General features: G+C 73.4%; 9 protein-coding genes. 3 read left to right on the top strand and 6 right to left on the bottom strand.

Annotation, left to right across the window (positions count from 1 at the left end):
* Positions 1-316 precede the first annotated feature (316 nt).
* Entirely contained in the window at positions 317-772 is a 456-nt protein-coding gene (locus tag WME76_RS31155) for a hypothetical protein (RefSeq protein ID WP_437955886.1), read from the top strand.
* Positions 773-787: 15 nt separating this feature from the next.
* A complete protein-coding gene (locus tag WME76_RS31150) occupies positions 788-1,228 on the top strand; it encodes a hypothetical protein (RefSeq protein ID WP_437955885.1) in 441 nt (146 codons plus the stop codon).
* Between the two features lie 131 nt (positions 1,229-1,359).
* On the opposite strand, the gene WME76_RS31145 is transcribed toward WME76_RS31150, so the two are convergent.
* From WME76_RS31145 to WME76_RS31135, 3 genes are all read right to left on the bottom strand, one after another.
* Entirely contained in the window at positions 1,360-2,148 is a 789-nt protein-coding gene (locus WME76_RS31145; protein WP_437955884.1) for a glutaredoxin family protein, read from the bottom strand.
* On the bottom strand, positions 2,145-4,241 hold the full coding sequence (locus tag WME76_RS31140) for an ABC-F family ATP-binding cassette domain-containing protein (RefSeq protein ID WP_437955883.1): 2,097 nt from the start codon (positions 4,239-4,241) through the stop codon (positions 2,145-2,147). Before WME76_RS31140 ends, WME76_RS31145 begins: the two co-directional genes overlap by 4 nt.
* A 158-nt stretch (positions 4,242-4,399) precedes the next feature.
* Positions 4,400-5,026, bottom strand: a complete 627-nt coding sequence (locus WME76_RS31135) for a glutathione S-transferase family protein (RefSeq protein ID WP_437955882.1) — start codon at positions 5,024-5,026, stop codon at positions 4,400-4,402.
* Positions 5,027-5,334: 308 nt separating this feature from the next.
* Here WME76_RS31135 and WME76_RS31130 point away from each other — a divergent pair, with 308 nt between their 5' ends.
* A complete protein-coding gene (locus WME76_RS31130) occupies positions 5,335-7,569 on the top strand; it encodes a DUF3160 domain-containing protein (protein ID WP_437955881.1) in 2,235 nt (744 codons plus the stop codon).
* A gap of 262 nt (positions 7,570-7,831) precedes the next feature.
* Here the strand turns inward: WME76_RS31130 and WME76_RS31125 are convergent, their stop codons facing one another.
* From WME76_RS31125 to WME76_RS31115, 3 genes are all read right to left on the bottom strand, one after another.
* On the bottom strand, positions 7,832-10,111 hold the full coding sequence (locus WME76_RS31125) for an ATP-binding protein (RefSeq protein ID WP_437955880.1): 2,280 nt from the start codon (positions 10,109-10,111) through the stop codon (positions 7,832-7,834).
* Positions 10,108-12,051 (bottom strand): ATP-binding protein, encoded by a 1,944-nt coding sequence (locus WME76_RS31120; protein WP_437955879.1) that lies wholly within the window; start codon positions 12,049-12,051, stop codon positions 10,108-10,110. Before WME76_RS31120 ends, WME76_RS31125 begins: the two co-directional genes overlap by 4 nt.
* 233 nt (positions 12,052-12,284) lie before the next feature.
* Positions 12,285-13,343 (bottom strand): YihY/virulence factor BrkB family protein, encoded by a 1,059-nt coding sequence (locus WME76_RS31115; RefSeq protein WP_437955878.1) that lies wholly within the window; start codon positions 13,341-13,343, stop codon positions 12,285-12,287.
* Positions 13,344-13,371 lie beyond the last annotated feature (28 nt).

The raw sequence follows: 13,371 nt of genomic DNA, 5'->3' as shown, positions 1-13,371 counted from the left end.
TTGGGCGCGAGCGCGGGCGGGGCTCTCACCACGGGCGCACAGCAGAGGTCTTCACGGACCACGGCGCCGGCGACGAGGAGATCCAGGCTCCTTCTGGATGGTGAGGAACACACGGCGCGCGTTCGCATGGACCGTGAGGCGTATCCATCGATGACCAGAGGCCGCGGTCGCGCTCGGCCAGCAGCGACCGCGCTGGACCTCCGCGCCGCGCCCTGTCGGGTGTAGGATGGCCCGGGCGTGGTGATGAGCCTGGCTCACGACGTCATCGGGGCCGGGTATCTTTCAGGTCGATGCCGAGGTGGTCATGCCCAGGCCGATGAGCGTGTTCATTGATTTTCACGGCGATGAGGCCGCGCTCGTCGACGTCCTGGCCGAGGTCCTTGGTTGCTCCCTCGTGAGGGAGGATCTCGACGTTGGAACGATCCATCGCTGCAGGCTTCTCGACACCGAGTTCGTGCTGCTTGGTGACCACGACCTGGAGGACGACTGCGGCATCAGGTTCACTGCGTACAGTTACCAGCTGCAGTTGACGGCGTTCGATGCCGGGATGCGCATCTCCGGCTACGACCGGTTGTACGAAAGCATGGCTGTCTTCCTCGCGGAGAGATTATGCGTGCGCCTTGGCTCTCGAACGGAGGTCGTCGCGAATCTGCAACGGACCGTGGCCGTGTTCGGCGCCGGAGCGGAGATCGCCGAGCGGTCGGAGCCCGCTGTGGACCCGGAGACGCATGTTCCCATGGGCAGCAAGGAGCGATGCGGTCGCGTTGACTGACCGGTCGAGGTGTGAATGGGGCGCTCTGTCTCGATCGATCTTCGTATTCCGGGCCTCAGGTCCAATGCCCATCGTGTGTTGTGCGCCCTGCTCGAAGCGGGGTGGTCCTACGATGATGATGGACACATCAATTATTTGCCAGTGGGGGATCGAGAGGATTTTGACTGGCAGTGGGCCGATCTCGACCGATGGCCGGATGTCCTCGCCGCGATCAAGGTCAAGGAGGAGAGGGATGAGCTCGTCGGGGTCTCGTTGGTACACGAGGAGACGGGCGCCGGTGGACAATTCCTCCTCGATCCCAGGGAAGAGCTCCTGATGATCTGCCTCACCATCAACACGCGCGACATCCAGACCGTGCCGAGGTTCGTCGACTTTACGTGGTATCTGGAGCGCCTCGTCCCGGCGATCTCGCGCGCCGGGTTCACCATCGAATGTGTGGAGTGCTGCCAGCACTGATCGGCAGCAGAGCCCTACCGGCGCCGTATGATCGGACCGCGCGTCATGACGCCACCGTCGCGCCGCGCAGCGCGACCGCCCGCCGGCGGTCCTGCGATCCGCGGAGCTCCCGGCGATCCGCCGCCCGCGCGTCAGAGCGTCGTGCCGCGCGCCGCGCGCGCGAGCGCCTGATCGATCGCGCCGGCGCTGAACCCGACCAGGATCTGCCCGCGGACGTCGATGATCGGGATGCTGCCGCCGCGCTGGTGGCTCTTCGCGAGCTTGTCCTGCATCTCGGCGGCCGCGGCCGGGTCCTCCTCGATGTCCTTGACGATCGCGGCGACGCCCTTCGCGCGCAGGTAGTCCGCGGCCTGGTGGCACGGCTTGCACCACGAGGCGCCGTAGATGATCACCGTGACGCCGCCGAGGTGGCTCGGCGCGCCGGGGCCCGCCGAGCCGCCGGGGCCCGGCGCCGCGGGCGGGGGCGCCGTCTTCGCGAGGTGCTCGGCGCGGCGCTTCTCCAGCAGCGACTCCCACTCACGCCGCGGCATCGTCCGCACCGTGTACGTGCCGTCCGGCCGCTTCTGCGTCAGATCCGCGACATAGAAGGCGTCGCGCGTGCCCTCCGTCCGGTCCGAGAGCATCGCGCGCACGAGCGAGCGGCCCTCGGCGGGCACGTCGGCGGGGCGGAGCTCGACGTGGGTGTCGCCCTTCTCGTCGATCCACGTGAGCATCAGGTTCGCCGTGTCGTCGCGCAGCTCGAGCGGCGGCAGCTCGGCCGACGCCTGCGCCGGGGCGGTGCCGTCGTCGCGCTTCTCCGCGCACGCCGCCGGCCCCAGCGCCGCCGCGGCGAGCGCCAGCAGCGCCGCCGCCCGGCGGGCAGCCGCCGCCCCGCGTGCGCTGGCCGCCGCGCGGCGCGCGCTGGCCGCCGCGCCGGTCACGCCCCGCCTCCCGCCGTCGCCGAGGCGCCGAGCTCCTCGCTGAGCGCCATCCACTCGGCCATCGCCGCGTCGACGCGCTTCGCGAGCGCCTGCTCCTTGCGCGCCGCCTCCGCGAGCTTCGCCCAGTCGCCGCCCGGGTCCTTCTTCAGCTCGTCGCGCATCTCCGCGAGCTGCGACTCGCCGGCCGCGATCTCCGCCTCCAGCTCCTTGATCCGCTTGCGCTTCCGCTCCGCGGCCCGCGCCGCCGCCTTGTCGCTCTCGAACGCCCGCTTCCGCGCCGCCGCGTCCCCCGCGTCGTCCGGCGGCGGCATCGTCGCGCCGCTCCGCCGCACCGCGCGGCCGGGAGCCTTCGCGCCCCGGTCGGCCGCGGCCGCGGCGCCCCGCTGCTCGTCGCGCGGCGCGCTCGCGCCGCCCCGCCCGCCCCGCCCGCCGCCGGCCGGGCCGCGCGCCGCCTCGCGCTCCTCGGCCTCGCGCGCCGCCGCCTCGGCCGCGAGCTTCTCGAGGTTGTCGCGGTAGTCGCGGAAGCCGCCGGGGTAGACGTCCACGCGCCCCTCGCGCACGGCCACGATGCGCGTCGTCACCTGCTCCAGGAACCGCCGGTCGTGCGAGACGAGCAGCACCGTGCCCTCGAAGCCCGCGAGCGCCTCCTCGAGGATCTCGGCCGCCGGGATGTCGAGGTGGTTCGTCGGCTCGTCGAGGAAGAGCAGGTTGCGCGGCTCGAGCAGCAGCTTCGCCAGCGCGAGCCGGCTCCGCTCGCCGCCCGAGAAGCCCTGGACCTTCCGGAGCGCGTCGTCGCCGTAGAAGCGGAAGCGCGACAGGTACTGTCGCGTGGCGTCGACGTTCATGTCGGCGCGGACGCTGCGGATCTCCTCGACCGCGGTCCTCTGCGGGTCGAGCGAGCCGAGGTGCTGGTCGAAGTAGCCCTGGCAGAGGTTCGTCCCGCGCCGCACGTCGCCGACGTCCTCGGGCGCGCCCGCGCCGGCGAGCAGCTTGAGCAGCGTCGATTTGCCGGTGCCGTTGGGGCCGACGACGCCGACGCGGTCGCCGCGCCGGATCAGCAGCTCGACGCCGGAGAAGAGCGCGCGCCCGCCGCGGGAGGCGCCGAGCCCGCGCGCGTCGAGCACGATGTCCCCGCTGCGCGGGGCGGGCGCGAACCGGAAGCGGACCTTCTCGGCGGTGGCCCAGACGTCCTCGGGCCGGTCGATGGTCTCGAGCTTGTCGAGCATCTTGCGCCGGCTCTGCGCCTGCTTCGTCTTCTGGCCGGCGATGTTGCGCCGGATGAAGTCCTCGGTCTTCGCGACGAACGCCTCTTGCCGCTCGGCGAGCTCCCGCTCGCGGGCGAGGTCCTCCTCGCGCGCGACCGCGTAATCGCTGTACTTGAGCGGGTAGGTGCGGAAGCTGCGCTGCCCGAGCTCCATCGTGTTCGGGCAGACGGCGTCGAGGAAGGCGCGGTCGTGCGACACGCAGAGCAGCGCGCCGGCGAGGCCGGCGAGGTGCTTCTCGAGCCAGGTGATCGTCTCGATGTCGAGGTGGTTCGTGGGCTCGTCGAGCAGGAGGAGGTCGGGCTCGATGGCGAGCACGACGCCGAGCTGGAGGCGGCCGCGCTCGCCGCCGGACAGGCTCGCGACCGGGCGGTCCATGTCGGCGGGCGTGAACCCGAGGTGGGCCGCGATGATCTCGACGCGGCGCTCGAGGTCGTCGCCGCCGGCGATGTGGTAGCGGTCGGTGAGGTCGCTGAGCCGGTCGAGGTCGGCCTCGCTGCCGCTCGCGGCGGCGTGCTGCGCCGCGGTGAGGGCGTGGCGGAGATCGAGCACCTCGGAGAACCCGGAGAGGAAGGCGTCGAGCACCGTGCCCTCGGCCTGGAGCTCGTGCGACTGCCGGAAGTAGGCGACCCGGACGCCCTTGCGGATCACGACCGAGCCCGTGTCCGGGATGAGCTCCCGGGCCACGAGGCGGAGCAGCGTCGACTTGCCGGCGCCGTTGGGCGCCACGAGCGCGGCGCGCTGGCCGTGCTCCAGGGAGAAGGTGATGCCCTGGAAGAGCTTGTCGGCGCCGTAACCGAAGCTGAGGTCGGCGACCTGGAGGACCGTCATCGCGGCCGAGTTCTAGCATGGGTCGGGCGCGCGCAAGGGCGCCCGGGGCAGGCGAATCAGGGGAGCGACCGCGCGGACCGAGGGCCGGTCCTTGCCGCGCAGGCGGTGAAGTGGGCGGGGCGCCTCGCCCGCTCGAGCGAGCGAGGGCGCCGTCGGGCTCAGGTCTCGGCCATCGCCGCCTTCACGGCCGGGCGCTCCGCGATGCGGCCGAGCCATCCCTTCAGGTTCTTCAGCTCGGCGATGTCGATCTTGGCCGCCATGAGGCCCCAGCCGAGCATGGACGCGAGATCGAGATCCACCAGGGTACAGCGCTCTCCGGTGAGGTACGGGCGGCCGTCGAGGCGGCTGTCGAGGATACGGAGCAGGTCGCGCATCTCGGTCAGGGCCTGTTCGGCTTGCTTCTCGTTGTGCATCTCCTTCGGGAAATAGTCGCTCGTGTTCCCCATGTAGCGGAACAGGGTGCCGGTGAGGGTGACCTGGCCCCAGACAAGCCAGGTCAGGGCCGTGAGCTGCTCGGGGGTGCCGGGCGCCGGCCACAGGCCCTTCTGGACACCGTAGCGCTCGCCGAGGGCGATCTGGATCGCCACCGACTCGAACATCGGGGTGCCGTCGATCACGACGGTCGGCACCTTGCCATTGGGGTTGAGGGCGAGGAAGTCCGCCTTCTTCTGGTCGCCGGCGCGCAGGTCCACCCGGACGATCTCGCAGGGAATATCGAGCTCGGCGAGCGACACGCGGATGCGGCCAGCGCTGGACTGAGGGGAGTAGTAGAACGTGATGGACATGGGGTAAGCCTCCGGCGCCCCTTGTAGTGGATCGGGCGGGCTGACGTCACGAGCCGTTTGCGGCGGATCTCGGTGTCCTCGCGACGGTACAAACCACGCTATCCCGGCAATGCGCGGGTCCCGAGCCACGCTGGACGCGCCCGGCACGGCGGTATCGCGGGCGTCATCATCACACCTCCGCGCCATTGCAGATCATCGCCGTTCGGGACGAGGGCGCGAGCGCCTCCCGGCCCGCGGCACCATCCTTGCTCATGCAGGGGCCGCGGCGCCCTCCAAGCTCGGGAGGCGCGCTCTGGAAGGGGAACACGATGCGCAAAACACTTCTTCACTTTCATTTCGTCCCGATCCTCCTCGCCCTCGCCGCCGGCTGCTCCAGCGGCGGGCAGCCGCAGCCCGGCACGGACCCGCCCACGCCGATCGAGCCCGCGCCGCTCGGGCCCGAGCAGGGGGCGGAGCTCACCGCGCTGCTCGGCGAGCGCGACGCCTCGGCGGACATGACCGCACAGGAGTTCGCCTCGAAGTACGCCGTCAGCTTCACCTCGAGCCTGCCCTACGCGCCCGCGGACGCCGAGCACCTGCCGCTCATCCAGGGCTCCTCGCTCGGGCTCGACGACGACGAGCTCGCGAAGCTCTCGAAGAACGGCTTCGTCATCTCGGAGAAGAAGACCTTCCCCACCTTCGTCTACGGCTACGAGACCATCTACGCGCTCGATCTGCCGCTCTACGTGTCCGCGGACTCGATCCTGTACGCGGTCCACCGCTCGTACGACGCGATCCTGAAGGCCGTCGAGCTCGCCTCGCTCTCCCCCGAGCTCGCCACGATGCTCGAGGAGATGCGCGCGCGGCTCGCCGACGGCGCCGGCAGCGATCTCGGCGCCGAGGCGCGCGCCGACGCAGACCTGTTCACGGCGGTGGCGCTCGCGCTCCTCACGGACGCGCCCGTCGCGCCCGTCGCGGGCGCCGACGCCGCCAAGATCGAGGAGCTCGTCGCGGGCGCCAAGGCCCACCAGGGCATGGGCGCGGTGCGCCTCTTCGGCTCCGACCGGCTCATGGACTTCTCGCAGTTCGAGCCGCGCGGCCACTACACCGACGAGCCCGCGCTCGAGCGCTACTTCCGCAGCATGATGTGGCTCGGGCGCGTGGACTTCCGCTTCCTCGAGACCCAGACCGACGGCACCCAGGTCTTCCAGCGGCGGCAGCTCGAGGGCGCCTACGTGCTGCGCGCGCTCGCCGAGGCGAAGACCCTCGACCGCTACACGCGCATCGACGACACGATCCAGGCCTTCGTCGGCGAGAGCGACTACATGACGCTGCCCGAGCTCGACGACCTGCTCAAGGACCTCGGCCTCGGCGACGCCGCCGGGCTCGCCGGCGTCCCCGACGAGCAGATCGCCAAGGTCGTGGTCGAGAAGGGCCACGGGACACAGCGGATCTCGAGCCACATCATGATCAACGGGCTCGACAAGGGCACGCTCCCCCTCTCGTCGAGCTTCGCGCTGCTCGGCCAGCGGTACGTCGTCGACTCGCACGTGTTCTCGAACGTGGTCTTCGACCGGGTGAAGGGCGGCACCGTCTACCGCATGATGCCGAACCCGCTCGACGTGGGCTTCGCCGCGCTGGGCAACGATCAGGCGGGCGTCCTGCTCGGGCCCGAGCTCGGCCAGTTCCCCTACGCGCCCGACCTCCACATGATGCGCGTGCTCGTCGACGCGCACCCCGGGGACTTCTGGGGCAAGAACATCTATAACCGCTGGCTCGGCGCGCTGCGCGAGCTGTCGCCGGGCAAGGCGCTGGCCGACACCGAGGGGCTGCCCGGCGTGGCCAGGACCGAGGCGTGGGGCCGGCGCCTCTTGAACACCCAGCTCGCCTCCTGGGCCGAGCTCCGGCACGACACGCTGCTCTACGCCAAGCAGTCGTACACGGCCGGCAACACCTGCGAGTTCCCGGACGCGTACGTCGACCCGTACCCGGCCTTCTTCACGCGCATCGCCGAGCTGGCCGCGCAGGGCGGCGACGTCGTCGGCGCGCTCGATCTGTCGAGCCAGCCGTGGCTCGAGGAGGCCGTGCCGGCGTATTTCGCGCGCCTGCACGACGTCGCGACCAGGCTCGCCGAGATGGCCGCGAACGAGCGCGCCGGCGTGCCCCTCACGCAGGAGCACCTCGACTTCATCAACCAGGCCGTCCGGATCCAGTGGGGCTGCGGATCTCCCTTCGGCGCCGAGGGCTGGTACGCGCAGCTCTTCTTCGACATGGCCAAGAGCGTCGAGCAGGACCCGACCATCGCCGACGTCCACACCCAGCCGACCGACGAGGGCGGCGCGCCGGTCGGCCGCGTGCTCCACGTGGGCACCGGCCTGCCGCGGCTGATGGTCGTCACGGCCGATCCGTGCGGCACGCCCAGCGCGTTCGTCGGGCTCGCCTCGTCGTACTTCGAGCAGGTCACCGAGAATTTCGAGCGCATGACCGACGAGCAGTGGGCCGACTCGATCAAGGAGACGAGGCCCGCGGACGTCGCCTGGATGAAGGATCTCGTCTCCCGCTGATCCCCCGCGAGAGCGCGGACCCGGCGATTGCGTTCCAACCAGTTGTGCCGGGTTGTGCCGGCGCGTCAACGCGATCACGGTCCGCCCGGCGGACCCCGCTCGGGGCCGCTGCACCGACCTTCATGAACCCACCAGCCGAGTGGCTGTCATCGACAGATGGGGTCGGGGAGGTGGGAGGCAGGAATGGATTGCCCATCATCCTCCCGCCTTCCCGCCTTCGCGTGAAACATCGATGGATGAGCGGTCGACGCCGGACAGGGCCTCACGCCGCCGCGGCGGCCGACTGGAAGGCGCGCGAGAGCTCCTCGGGGGCCGGCAGCGCCGAGCTCGCGAGCCCTCGCCGCGCCACCGCGAGCCAGCGTATCGGGTCGGCGACCGCGCCGCTCGCGATCGCCGCGAGCAGGCGGCGGCGCATCCAGTCCTTGCGGCGGTAGAAGCTCGTGCCGTGCTCGGCCATGGGACGCGGGACGTAGCTCGCCAGCGAGACGTGCGTCTTCTCGTGGAGCAGGAGATCGGTGAGCGCGGTGAAGGCGACGGCGTCGTCGCGCAGGAGCACCGCGGTGAGCAGCGCCCGCACCCGCGAGGAGGCGAGGTTCACGCTGATGCCGCTGCCGTCGGTGTGCGCCATCTCGTCGGGGCCATAGAGGTCCTGGTGCGCCCAGATCGGCGACGTCGGCAGGTCCGCGGACTCGGAGATCGCCGCGTCGAGCCGCTCGAGGACCGTCATGGCCGCGGCCACGGCGCGGACGCCGGGCACGTCGGCCGCCGCCTTCAGGAGCGCCTCGCGCGAGGTGCGGGGCATCGGGCACGGCGCGGCGACCGCCGCCCGCGGCGCCGACGACGACGCGGGCGGGGGCGGCGGCGCGGCCGCGCCCTCGGTCGCGAGGCGCCGCCAGAACGCCAGCGCGAGCGGCTCGTCGAGCGCGAGGTACACGAGCTCCCCGGACCGCGCGCCCGGCGCCTCGTGCCCGGAGACGGCCGCCTCGGGCGCCGCGGCGCAGGCGCCCAGCGGCCAGCGGGCGGTGCTCCGGGCGTGGGTCGACGGCGGCGGCGGGGCGCCCTCGAGCGGGCGGAGCACGCCGGCCCGGTGGGCCTGCAGCAGCTCGCGGAGCGTGAGCGCCGCGCTGCGCCAGTGGAGCTGGCCGAGCGGCGGGGGCGACCCCGCGCCGTGCGACCGCTGGCCGGCGTCGACCACGATCGACCGGAAGAGGGGCGCGTCGAGCAGCCCGCCCGCGAAGCGGATGACCTGCTCGGGGGCCGCCACCGTCGGGGTGCGCGCGAGGGGGTCGAGCTCCTCGACCGCCTGGGCGGAGGCGATCGTGATGCTCTCGCCGAGCAGCGCCCCGTGGACGAGCCGGTCGAGCACCGACGAGAGCCGGTGATCCACCGCCCGCAGGAGCTCGCGGTCGTACAGGGCGTCGCGCAGGATGAAGCGCTCGAACGCGGCGACGAGCGCCGCCTCGACCGCCGCCGACGCGCTCGCCGCGACCGCGGAGCGGCCCTTGTTCAGCGGCACGCCGAGCGGCAGCTCCGCGACCAGCCCGAAGCCGGCCGCCGTGATCGCCCGCGCGAGCTCGCGGTGCAGCGCGAGCTCGGGGCCGGGGAAGGGGTCGATCCGCGTGGCCACCGTGAGCCCCTTCTGGGTGATCGTGAGCTGCGGCTCGACGCCGTCGCCCCGGCCCACGGAGAGCTCGAGCGCGCCGCAGAGCTCGCCCGACGGCGGGAGCCGGAGCGGCACCTCCGCGGCGCGGCGGAGGCGCGCCCGCGCCGTGTTGATGAGCGCTCCGTCGACGTGGATGCGCGCGACGGACGGGTCGACAAACCCCGCCGCCGCGGCGACCTCCGCGGCGAGCGCCGGCCGCGAGATCGGCTGCGCGAGCGAGAGCCGCACCGTGGTGCCCGTCGCCGGGCGGCGCGGCGGATCGAAGGCGCGCGGCGGCAGCGGCGCGCGCGGGAGGGGAGCGCCCGCGGCCGGCGGCGCGGGGGAGGGGGGCGGGCGGGAGAGGGGCAGGAGCGTCCACGAGAAGTCCTCGTGGCGCGGCCCGACGCCGAGCGGCGCGACGAGCAGCCGGTGGCCGCCCGACGCGGTCGCGGTGACCACCTCGATCCAGGGCGCGATCTCCAGCGCGGAGAAGAAGCCGATCCCGTGCTCGCCGATCGCGTCGGCCTCGCCGGCCTTGCCGCTCCGGAACGGGACGAGCAGGTCGGTGAGCAGCTCGGTCCGGGTCATGCCGCGGCCCTGGTCCGAGATCGAGATCTCGCGCCCGTCCTCGGTCGAGCGGACGTCGATGCGGGCGCCGGGCGGCGAGGCGTCGAGCGCGTTCTGGAGCAGCTCGCGGAGCGGGCCGATCCGCGACGACGCCTGCGCGTAGATGGTGCGCGAGAGGATGCGCTGCGCGAGGTCGGGCACCGTGGCTTCGCTGCGGCAGGCGGCGACGAGCGCGATGCGCTCCGCGGGGCTCGCCTCCAGGTAAGCCTCGGCGCGCCCGTGGATCCGCACGAGGAGCAGCTCCGAGAAAAGCCCGTACGAGATCTGGGTCATGGCTCGCCTCCGGACGTCCTTTCGCCGGGCCGGGGCGCAGCGCAGGCCGCCCCGTCCACGGGTTCGCCGACGATGAGATCGCGCTCGAGATCGGCCTCGCGCACCCCCGAGGCGCGGTCGAAGGCGGCGCGCAGCGCGTACCAGTCGCTCCAGCCCGAGGGCCGCCGCACGGCCGGGCTGTCGTCGCGGATGAGCAGCAGCCGGCGCGTCCCGAGGCACGGCAGCGGGCCGGGAGGGCGCCGCCCCGCCGCCGCAGGGAGCGGGGGAGCGAGCGGGGGCGCGCCCGGCGCCCGGCGCGACGCGGCGGCCCCCGCGACCCCGCGGTCGGGCGGGAGCCGGCTCCGGCAGAGGGCGACCAGGGTCGTGTGCGGGTTCGCCGCGCGGGCGAGCAGCAGGGGGAGCCCCGCGAGGTCGCCGCGGCGCCGCGCGAGCGCCGAGAGCGTCTCCGCGGGATCGAGCTCGAGCTCGTCCTCGAGGAGCTCGCGCTCGCCCGGCAGGTGGGGCTGCCACTCGCGCTCCGCCCAGAAGCTCTCCGGCACGAAGAGGCGCTCGGCCACGCTCGGCCCGAGGAACCCGAGGAGCGCCTCGCGCCGCTCGGGCGTCACCATGCAGCGCCCGGGGCCGAGCAGCGCGCGCGCGAGGTCGCGGGCCACCTCGTCCCAGCCCGCGGATTGCAGCATGAGGGCGCTGATCTGCGCGGCCATCTCGGCGAGCCGGTCGCGCGTGCGCCGGCCCTCGCCGCTCGCGGCGGCGAGCTGGATGAGCCGCCGGTAGAAGGCCGTCGCGGCCGCGGTGAACTCCGGCCCGACCTTGAGCGCGTCGCGCCCCTCGGTCAGCTCCACGGCGGCCGGGAAATCGATGAGCGCGAGCTCGGCGAGGGCGAGGCAGGCGTCGACCTTGACGCCGGCGTGGAAGGTGGCCGCCGAGATGCTCGGGAGCAGCCCGCGGCCGCCGATGTGGAACCGCGCGAGCAGCGCGGGGCCCTGCGCCTCCGCGGCCTCGTCGGCGGCCGTCGCGCGCGCCTCGCCGGCGGCCGTCGTGCGCGCCTCGCCGGCGGGGGCGCGGCCACGGGCGCCGCCTGCGGGCGCGATCGGCTCCTGCACGAGCTGCCCGCCCGAGATCAGCCGGCCGTCGTTCACGGCCGCGCCGTCGAGCAGCACGAGGGCGCGGCTCGCGGGGAAGAAGTGGAGCGCGTCGCGCAGGTACGCGCGCACCGCGCTCGCCTCGAGCAGCGCCGACGTGACGCGCACGCGGGTGCCGAGCAGCGGCGCGATCCGGCGCACCGAGCACATCAGGGCGGCGGCGAGCTCCGGCGACGCGCGGCCGCGGGCGCGCCCGACCTCCTCCGGGGCGGACGCGGGCGGATCGGGCTCGTCGCCCGCGCCCGGCCAGGGCACGACGCGGATCGCCCACCCCTCGATGCCGTCGCCGGTGGTGAGGTGCAGGCTGAAGCTCTCGGGGTCCGAGAGCCCGAAGCCGAGCACCGAGAAGAACCCGACCCCGAACCGGCCGAGATCGATCCCGGGCCGCTTGTCTGTCGCGAACGGGATGAGCAGCCGTGAGAGGATCGCCCGGAGCCCCATGCCGACGCCGGTGTCGCAGACGTCGACCCGCCCGTCGGTGACGGCGACGTCGACGAGCGGCTGCGGCCCGCGGGCCGCGTCGGCGGCGTTGAGCACGAGCTCGATGAGCGGCCGGAGCGGGTGCCCGAACTGGCGGGAGATCTCCTCGTCGAGGACCTTGAGCAGGTAGGCGCGATCGATCGGCGGCTCCGCGAGGTCGCGCTGCCCTGCGCACAGCGCCTCGAGCGCCGGGCGGTGCAGGCCCACGGCGACGAGCTCGTGCAGCGACCCGAGGAAGTACAGCCCGGCGTCTCCTTGCAGGGGCGCCGCGCGTCGGCCGCCCCCCCCGTCTCCCCCCGCTCCGTAGTGCGCGTGCACGCTCGACCGCTCCCCCTCACGCCCGCCCTCGACATCCTCCTGCGCGAAGAGCGCGCACCCACCGTGCGAAACCGCGCCGAGTGAGCGCCGAGCGGCGAACGATCGACGGAGCTTTCACTGCCCGTGCCGAGCCGAGCCGTCGGGCGGCGGCCGTCCGTCCTTCAGCGCAGCCGCCGCGGGCGTCGGCCCCGGCGCGATCGCAGCCGCGCGGGCGCCGGCCCCGGCGCGCCGGCCTAGCTTGCGGCCCGCCGCGCCGGCGGCGAGCTCGGGGCGCCCCGGGTCTCGTCGTCCGCGGCGTCGCTCTCGTCGTTGTCCGCGGCGTTATCGCCCCCGCCGAGCCGCGCCGCGGCGCCGCGGGGGCGGGTGACGCTCTGGGGCTGTGTGGTGCTCTGGGGGAGCGGCGTGGAGGTCTGGGGCGGGTCGGCGATGTGGAGCAGCTCGGAGAGCTCCAGCGCGCTCCACTTGCCCGGGGGCGGGATCGAGATGATCCCGGCGCGCTCGCGCTCCAGGCGCGCGTTCAGCTCGCCCCCGATGAGCAGCGCCAGCGCGAGCAGCCAGAGCCAGAAGAGGAAGATCGCGACGGTCGCGAGGCTCCCGTAGAACGTGGCGTAGCGGCCGAGCGTGGCGACGTACAGGGAGAAGAGGGTCGACACGATCGACCAGAGCGCCACGGTGAGCACCGCGCCCGGGAAGATCCGGCGCCGCTCGATGTTCGGGCGCTGGATCGAGATCCTGAAGAACGCGGCCACCATGCAGATGACGAGTCCCGCGGGGAGCGCGAACGCGACGATGCGCGCGCCCATGGAGCCCGAGAGCGACCCGATCAGCACGCCGAGGCCCGCGACGACGGGCACCACGGCGAGGCTGGCCATCACGCACGCCGCCGCGATCGCCCTGCGGACGTACCAGGGGCGCTCGCGGGCGTTGTAGATGGTGTCGAACACGCCCATGGCGGTCGAGAGCCCGGAGGACGTGATCCAGAGGAAGCCGGTGATGCTGATCGGGGCGACGGCCGACGACTGCGAGAGCCGGAGGAGCTCGTCGGAGACGATCACGGCGACCTCCGGGGGGGCCGCCCGGAGGATCGGCCGCACCACCACATCGGACCACTGCTGGATCCGGCTGAGCACGTAGCCGGCGAACGCGGCGAGGGGGATCAGGCTGAGGAACGCGTCGAAGGCCATCGCGCTCGCGGCCCGCGGCGCGTTGTGGCGATCCAGGCTGATGATGACGCTCCACACCGCCTTGGCGGCGCGGTGGCGCTCGATGTGTCGCCGGATCGGAGCAGGCACGCGAGCAGCCTCGCTCTCCCTGGTGCGG

The sequence above is a fragment of the Sorangium sp. So ce119 genome, assembly GCF_051524405.1.
Taxonomy (GTDB): domain Bacteria; phylum Myxococcota_A; class Polyangia; order Polyangiales; family Polyangiaceae; genus Sorangium; species Sorangium cellulosum_G.
The sequence above is the reverse complement of the archived record's forward strand: the minus strand, read 5'-3'. Positions and strand labels throughout refer to the sequence as shown.